Source organism: Anaerovibrio sp., assembly GCF_045637405.1.
Taxonomy (GTDB): Bacteria; Bacillota; Negativicutes; order Selenomonadales; family Selenomonadaceae; genus Anaerovibrio.
In genome coordinates, this window is sequence record NZ_JAZTZI010000079.1 from 1 (window position 1) to 8,389 (window position 8,389).

6 protein-coding genes are annotated in these 8,389 nt (G+C 40.5%); all 6 read left to right on the top strand.

The genetic code is table 11. The features are described from left to right. On the top strand, positions 1-2,964 hold a 2,964-nt coding region (locus tag ACKI5G_RS05550; RefSeq protein ID WP_407398407.1), incomplete at its 5' end, for a type I restriction endonuclease subunit R, EcoR124 family. Positions 2,965-3,015: 51 nt separating this feature from the next. Then, positions 3,016-3,957: a site-specific integrase gene (locus ACKI5G_RS05555; protein ID WP_407398409.1), complete on the top strand. Its 942-nt coding sequence runs from the start codon at positions 3,016-3,018 to the stop codon at positions 3,955-3,957. Between the two features lie 212 nt (positions 3,958-4,169). After that, complete coding sequence (locus tag ACKI5G_RS05560) at positions 4,170-4,685, top strand: ECF transporter S component (protein ID WP_407398411.1); 516 nt, start codon at positions 4,170-4,172, stop codon at positions 4,683-4,685. 46 nt (positions 4,686-4,731) lie between these two features. After that, positions 4,732-6,750 carry a TonB-dependent receptor gene (locus tag ACKI5G_RS05565; protein ID WP_407398413.1) on the top strand — a complete coding sequence of 673 codons (2,019 nt, stop codon included), beginning with the start codon at positions 4,732-4,734 and terminating at the stop codon, positions 6,748-6,750. 37 nt (positions 6,751-6,787) lie between these two features. Further along, a complete protein-coding gene (locus ACKI5G_RS05570) occupies positions 6,788-7,705 on the top strand; it encodes a YitT family protein (protein WP_407398415.1) in 918 nt (305 codons plus the stop codon). A gap of 92 nt (positions 7,706-7,797) precedes the next feature. Continuing rightward, positions 7,798-8,208, top strand: coding sequence for an amino acid-binding protein (locus ACKI5G_RS05575; RefSeq protein ID WP_407398417.1), 411 nt, complete (start codon positions 7,798-7,800; stop codon positions 8,206-8,208). Positions 8,209-8,389 lie beyond the last annotated feature (181 nt).

Below are 8,389 nucleotides of genomic sequence, written 5' to 3' on the forward strand. Positions count from 1 at the left end.
GGCTACGATCCGACTTGTAAAACCCCTTTAGAAATTTATAATTTTGTTAATGGGAAATTTGTAAAAATAAGACGGACAAACCCAGATGACGAGTTACATTTTGGCAAGGAAGTAAGTTTAAAGGTTTATGATCCAATGGAAATTGCTGCCGGGCAAACTTGTTATCAAATTGCCAGGCAACCAATGTTTACTAGGCGGGATGATATTTTGCCAGACAGGCGAGGAGATTTGATGCTCCTTATCAATGGTATGCCGCTATTCCATGTAGAATTGAAACGCTCAGGCATATCAGTAGGTGAAGCTTGTTATCAGATAAAGAAATATGCTCATGAAGGGATATTTACTGGCTTCTTTTCCTTGGTGCAAATATTTGTTGCTATGGAACCTGAAGAAACACTATATTACACTAATCCAGGACCAGATGGAAAATTTAATTCAGATTTTTATTTTCATTGGGCAGATTTTAATAATGAACCTATCAATGACTGGCAAAAAATAGCTGGTCAACTCATATCAATTCCAGAGGCACATCGGCTAATTGGTTTTTATACTATTGCTGATTCTATGGATGGTGTTTTAAAGGTAATGCGAAGCTATCAGCAGTATGCTACGGAGCAGATTTTAAATTGTGTACAGGAACATGATTGGCAGGAGAATAATCAGCGAGGTGGATATATATGGCATACCACTGGCTCAGGTAAAACTATGACATCTTTTAAGGCTGCTCAGCTTATTGTGGATTGTGGTTTTGCAGATAAGGTTATTTTTTTGCTTGACCGTATTGAACTCAGTACCCAATCGTTAAGACTATATCGGGCCTTTGCAGGGGACAGCACGGAGGTACAGGATACAGAAGATACTATGACTCTTATAACAAAACTGGCAAGTGACAATCCAAATGATTCCCTGATTGTTTCATCAATGCAGAAGATGGGCACCTTAAAAGAAGATAGCGATATACTTGCAAAGCGTAGCAAGGAAATTGCGAAAATTCAGTCTTTGCGTTTGGTATTTATAGTGGATGAGTGTCATAGAAATGTTTTTGGCGAGATGATGAATACCGCCAAGGAAGTCTTTCCTAATGCGTTATTCTTTGGATTTAGTGGTACTCCAGTACTTGAAGAAAATCAAAAGGCTAATAGTACCACTTCGGATATTTTTGGTAATGAACTGCACCGGTATACTATTGCTGATGGTATTAGGGATAAGAATGTTTTGGGCTTTGACCCTGTATTGGTAAAGGTATATGAAGATAAAAAATTACGCCAGCAGGTGGCACTGCATGAGGCAAATGCAAAGTCTGTAGATGAAGCGGTGAAAGATCCAGAAAAAGCCGAAGTATATTATTATTTCATGGATAGTCATATGGTTCCTATGGCTGGTTATGTTAAAGATGATGGAAAATATATAAAAGGTATAGAGGATTATGTTCCAAGAGGACAATATGAGAAAGACGAGTTCGAAAATGCTGTAGTAGCGCATATAATGGAGGATTTTGTTACTGTTAGTCACAATAGAAAATTTCATGGTATTTTTGCAACCAGCAGTATACCGGAAGCAATCCAATATTATCGGAAATTTAAGGAACAGGCACCTGATATAAATATTACTTGTCTATTCGACCCTACCATTGATAATAAGGGAAAGTCTATAGAAAAAGAAGACGGTATTAAGGAAATGTTGGAGGATTATCAGAAAACCTTTAATGTTTATTTTGACATAACTGGTTATGCTAATTTCAAGAAGGATGTGGCGGCACGGTTAGCCCATAAAGTTCCTTACAAAAACATTGATTTAAAACCAGAAGAACAGCTTGATTTGTTGATTGTAGTCAATCAGATGTTGACTGGATTTGATTCTAAATGGGTCAATCGCTTATATCTGGATAAGGTGTTAAAAAATCAGGATCTTATACAGGCTTTTTCCCGTACGAATCGTCTCTTTGATATTAATGAAAAGCCTTTTGGGCGGATTTACTACTACCGTATGCCTCATACTATGTATAAAAATATAGGTGAAGCTGTTAAGCTATATTCTGGTGATCGCCCTTTGGGATTGTTTGCTGATAGGCTGGCTGACAATGTTATTCATATGAATGACCGATATCATGAAATAAAAGCACTGTTTGTGAAAGCTGGTATACCTGATATGGATAAATTGCCGGAGGGAATTCCTGCTAGAGCAAAATTTGCTAAGTTATTTCGTGAGTTTTCTACCTATTATCAGGCAGCACGAATACAGGGATTTAAGTGGGAAACAAATGAGTATGGCGATAAAAATCCTTTGGATGATAGTATAAAAAAGACTATCAAGGTAGAGTTTACTAAGACGGATTATGATATATTAGTTCAGCGTTATAAGGAGCTTCGTAAGCCAAATGGTGGTGGCGGAAAACCGGAGGAGGTAACTTTCCTAATAGATACTTACTTAGTAGAACAGGAAACAGGAGTAATTGATTATAAATATATGAATTCTCATTTCGTAAAATGGTTGAAGCAGCTTCACAATCCTAATGTTTCAGAAGATGTTCAGGAGGAAACTTTAGCACAGCTTCATAAGTCATTTGCGTTTTTGTCTCAAGAAGATCAAAAATTAGCTAATTTATTCCTGGGAGATGTGAAGAGTGGTGATGCAGAAATACATGAAGATTGGTCTTTGCAGGACTATATCAATCAATATGGTACAAGGGTACAAGACAATAAAATAAAAAAGATGGTCGAGTATTTGGGTTGCGATGAAGCTTTATTGTCAAATTTTTTAACAACAGAGGTTACAGAAGAAAACATAGATGATTATGGACGTTTCACCGCATTAAAAAATAGTATTGTCATGGAACAAGCAAGCCATTATTTCACTAATATTCTTGGGCAGGAAATAAGGAAGAAAGATGTAATGCGTAAAGCAGATATTATGTTGCGTAATTTTTTAATTTCGGGTGGAAAAGATTTGCCAGATGATAAATAAAGTTAGGCTGTAGTCTTTCATCAGCATAGTTGAATACGAGGAGGTTTTATTATGCTGAGTGAATTTACGCAACATGATTTGTTTGTTGAATATTATGAGCAGTGGATACGAGTTTATAAGGAGGGAGCTATACGGGATGTTACCTTGTCAAAGTATTATTCAACATTGAGTTGGGTAAGAACATTAATGCCACATTTGCAATTAAAGGATGTAACCCGCATAACCTATCAGCAGCTAATAAATGATTATGCGAAAATGCATGAGCGTCAAACCGTGATGGATTTTCATCATCAACTAAAGGGAGCAGTTCTTGATGCGGTAGATGAAGGCCTGATAGTGCGAGATCCAACGCGAAAGGTTATTATTAAAGGCAAGACACCCGCAGAGAAAAAGATAAAGTATCTCAATCAGTTTGAATTGCATACTTTATTAAAAAATTTACTTTTAGATAAAGGTGTAAATTGGGATTGGTTTATATTGCTGGTAGCTAAAACAGGGATGCGGTTTTCCGAGGCATTAGCCCTAACTCCAAAAGATTTTGATTTTGCCCATCAGGTTTTATCTATAAATAAGACATGGAATTATAAGGGCAATGGTGGCTATATGCCTACAAAGAATAAATCTTCTGTGAGAAAAATCCAGATTGATTGGCAGACTGTAATGCAGTTTTCAGCACTAACAAAGGATTTACCAGAAGATGAACCGATATTTATAAAAAAGGAAGACACATATACACCAGTATATAATTCTACAGTTAATGGATTGTTGGAGCGGTATTGCAAAAAGTTAAATTTGCCAGTTATTTCCATTCATGGTTTGCGACATACGCATGCCTCTCTTTTGTTGTTTGCAGGAGTATCTATTGCCAGTGTGGCTAGAAGGCTTGGACACGCTAGTATGACAACTACGCAGAAAACATATCTGCATATTATTCAGGAATTAGAAAGTAGTGATGTGGATATAATTATGCGTTCAATGTCAAATTTGACGTGAGATAGCGTTGAAAAATAACATTGCTGATGGAAGGCAACAGCTGTAAAAAATAGAAGCTGTAGTATAATTCTTACGAAAAAGATAATATATTGCTTGCTATATAGGGGCGTTTAATGGCAAAATAAAAACGTATTTGGATATTATTATCGGACAAAATAAAACTATACTATTTCGATAGGTTAAATGTTGGCTAGTAAATTAAAGGAGTTATTATGAGTACGAAAAAGACGGTGTTTGCGGGATTTTTTGTGGCTTTGGGTATACTTTTGCCCATAGCTTTTCATGCTTTTGGCCCCGTGACCAGGATTTTATCTCCCATGCATATTCCCGTGTTTTTGGGTGGCCTGATTTTAGGCCCTGTATATGGACTTATTGTGGGTGTGGCTACGCCGGTTATCAGTAGCTTTTTGACGGGGATGCCCCCTTTGATGCCTATGCTGCCAATGATGGTGGCAGAACTGGGAGTGTACGGCCTGGTTTCCGGACTTTTGAGCCGTAGGCTGAACCCTTGGCTGGCCATGCTGGGGGCAATTATCTGCGGTCGAGCTATGATTATATTGGTATTGCTGTTATTTGGGGAGATGCTGCAGATTAAGGCAGAGCCAATTGCTTATGTGTGGGGTGGTATTGTTACAGGAGCTCCGGGCATTTTGTTACAGCTTCTGTTGATTCCGTTTATTGTGAAGCAGTTGAAAATGGCCTTTTCACATCATGAGTTATTTAAATAGGAAATAATTATTTTTTAGAAAGTTTTTAAATTAAAGGAGCAAGGAAATGAGTAAGTGGAAGATTTTAAGTGGGTTGTTGTGCCTTAGTCTGGTTACCGGCAGTGCTTTTGCGGCTGAGGTAGCTAGTTACGGTGATGAGCATGTAGTGGTATACGGCGATCAGCTGGCAGCTAATGAGGTGGATACTACTATTGATTTGAAGGATTATAAGGGCGAGGTTAAGTCAGTGCCTGAGCTCCTTCGTGGTACTGCTGGTATTCAGATTCAGGAAAAGCCAGTGGGAGGTGCCGAGGACCAGAGTGTAAAGCTCCGTGGCCATGATAGCCGTCGTTTCCTTGTACTGGTGGATGGTGTTCCCCAGAAAAATTCCGGTGTAATGGGTGGCAGCTATTTCAGCTGGGATGCCATGCCAATGGATATGATAGAGAAAATCGAGATTATCAAGGGCGCAAAGTCCTTTAAGTATGGCCAGACCGATGGCGGTGTAATTAACATTATTACCAAGCATACCAATGGAGGACAGATTAAGTTTTCTATAGGAAGTAATCGTCTGCGGCAGACCTCCATTTATTATAAAGGGTCAGCCGGACAACTGGACTATGGAATTAATTATCTGTTTGAGTCCAACGATGGCTACCTGAGAAATGCGGACTATGGCAATAAGCTGTTCGGGTTGAATTTGGCCTATCATTTAAGTAAGACAGACAGCATCAAGGTGAATTTCCTCCATAACCGCACCCATGTAGGGCGGGTAGTGCAGAATATTCCGGGGACACCAGGCTACAACTCCTATTATCCGACTACATTATTTGGTGATGCCTATGGTAATGATCAGGCCTTTGGAGCATTGCCGGGGGATGGTAGCCGGACAGTTGCTACAGGAAACCGCTTTGATATTTCCTATGAGTCCAAGCGGGATAGCGGCAGTGACCTACTTACCTACTGGAAGAATAACGAAGACCTCAATGAGCTGAAGGTGGTCAATGGGGCGGTGTCCTATGACCGTCATAATTCCAGTGATAAATCCTTTGGTTATATTTATCGGGGGACTCAGGTGCTGGATGATAAGCATGAGCTGGCCTTTGGCGGCGAGTATACCCGTATGCGGTATGGATATGGCTGGTACAACGGTGTAAAGCCGGGAACAGCCTCTGAGCTTTATCCATCCCAAAAGGCGGATGTATGGGGTCTTTATGTGGGGGATACTTGGACCATGGATAAGCGGTGGACTCTGGAATATGGCCTGCGGTATGATGTTATGAGAGCAGACCGGGACGACCCAAGAGCGACAAAGATAAAGTCCTATGATGACAGAGGTCTTTCTCCAAAGCTTACTGCTACACTAAAGCATGATGAAAAAACCACCACCAGTCTCTCCATTAACCGCATCTGGCGCAGCCCTTCTATGGCAGAGTTCTACTGGTATTATCAGGACTTAATGGGCAATAACAAAAATGGCGAGCTGGCACCGGAAAAGGGCTGGGGCTATGATTTGTCGGTGGCCCATACCTTCAGTGACAAGTATGATAGCAAGGTATCCCTGTTCTATCAGAATTTCAGCTCCTTTATTAATTTCCTGCACACCAGACCATTTAATGTGTATATGCTTAATGGCGTAAAGATTTGGGGCTTTGAGTGGGAAAACAATTACAAATTTGATGATTATTCCTCTGTGTATCTGAATTATACAAATCAGCATACATCCAAGGATGGGGCCAAGAACTATGACCATGCCGGGTTACCGGATCAGTTGGATTATCGTCCGCGTCACATGCTTTCCCTGGGCTACAAATTCCATCGGGACAGCTGGTCTTTCCAGTACGATATGCATTACATCGGGAATCAGCGGGCTATGTACGGCTATCCGGCAGCAGCTCCGGCTGAGACAAGAATTGCTGATTTGGGTGGTTATGTTGTGCATAATCTTTCCATTACAAAAGAATTTAATAAGCAGACAAGCGCCAATCTGACGGTGTATAATTTATTTGACAAAAACTACAGCGAAATCTATGGCTATCCAATGGATGGACGGACCTATGTACTGAGCTGCAGCTATAATTTCTAAACTTTAATACGGGATTCCTTGGGAGGCTTTTTTACGCATGAAAAACTTTATGAGAAAGTATCATGTAAAGAGAAATATTTTGAAGTACGCTTTGATTGTTTTGGGCTGTTTTATAGCCAGTGTGGGCATCAATGCCTGTTATGTGCCGGCGCACCTTTTGACAGGAGGCGTTACGGGTATTTCCATGATTATGCTGTTCTCCTTTGGTTTCCCTTTAGGTATACAGTCCCTTCTATATAACATTCCACTGTTGATAGCTGCCTATTTTTTCTTGGGGAAACGCTATCTTATGGATGTTTTTGTGGGGACCATGGTGTTTTCCTTCTGTCTGGACCTTACAAAATTTATGAATGATTATCATCTGGTGCCTGACCACATGCTGTCGGCGATTTTTGGCGGTGTGTTATGTGGTATCGGCTATGGTATTGTCTTTAGAAATAATGCCAGTACCGGAGGCTTTGATATTATTGGTGCAATTGTGAAGAAATACTATTCCTTTGATATGGGCGTGGTAATTTTTTCCTTTAACTGTATGCTGATGGTGGTGGCGGGAGCCCTTTTTGGTGTTACCCAGGCCATGTTCACACTTATAGGCATGTTCGTGGCAGCCAATATAACGGATAAGGTTATTGCTGGTATTAACCACAGAAAGGCCATTCTTATTGTGTCCAATAAGTCCAGGGAAATTGCCGATGGTATTATCTACGAGGTCGGTAGGGGAGTAACCTTTATCCATGGTCAGGGGGCTTACAGTAATTCTGAGCGGGATATCGTCTTTGTAGTGGTGAAAACTACTCAAATTGCCAAGATAAAAGCCATTGTAAATACGGTGGACAGAGCGGCCTTTATGCTGATTGTATCCGCCAATGAGGTGCTGGGCAGAGGCTTTACCCTGCCTGGTATCGAGCTGGATAAGCTCCGTGAGGGCAGAACACCTGTGGAGACAGATGACTAATATGGCGGTTTTAGGTTTACAACTTTACATATATTTGTTATAGTTATGGGTAGAGTTTGTTAAACGAGACTCGTTCAGTAGGAGGTTTAAGTATGCTACAACAGATTTCTCTTTTCACGGAAAACAAACAGGGGGGATTGGTGAAGATTACCTCTGTTCTCGCCAAGTCACATATAAATATTTATACCATGCTGGCCAATGATAGTGCGGAATTTGGTATTATCCGCCTTATTGTGGACAGACCTGATGAGGCAATCCAGGCCTTGAAGGAAGCAGGGTACCAGTGTCGTCTGGACAAGGTTATTGCAGTAACCATGGAGGATGTACCGGGGTATCTTGACAAGATTTTGTCCGCCGTGGATGGGGCAAATATTGATATCTGTTACCTCTACATTTCCTTTGACCGCTCTACAGGAAATCCAGTGGCCGTATTCAAGACCAATGAGCCGGAAACTGCCACCTTCCTTTTGGGCAAGGGCTTTAATCTCGTAGAAACCTTTTAATTTTTAACTGTAGCTAAAAAAATATGATGCAACAAAAAAGCTGTTACTGACACGCCTCCCTGTCGCCAGAATGCTATGCTTTACTGTCGCTACTTGGCTACGGAAAGTGTCACTACCTCCCAATATTTTTAGAAGGCAATTTTCATTGTCTTCGGTAAAGAGATAACACCAGATTATCTCC

Bases quoted from the DNA above. Each gene is read 5' to 3' on its own strand.
- ACKI5G_RS05555 (WP_407398409.1), top strand. From the start codon at position 3,016: ATGCTGAGTGAATTTACGCAACATGATTTGTTTGTTGAATATTATGAG.
- ACKI5G_RS05560 (WP_407398411.1), top strand. From the start codon at position 4,170: ATGAGTACGAAAAAGACGGTGTTTGCGGGATTTTTTGTGGCTTTGGGT.
- ACKI5G_RS05565 (WP_407398413.1), top strand. From the start codon at position 4,732: ATGAGTAAGTGGAAGATTTTAAGTGGGTTGTTGTGCCTTAGTCTGGTT.
- ACKI5G_RS05570 (WP_407398415.1), top strand. From the start codon at position 6,788: ATGAAAAACTTTATGAGAAAGTATCATGTAAAGAGAAATATTTTGAAG.
- ACKI5G_RS05575 (WP_407398417.1), top strand. From the start codon at position 7,798: ATGCTACAACAGATTTCTCTTTTCACGGAAAACAAACAGGGGGGATTG.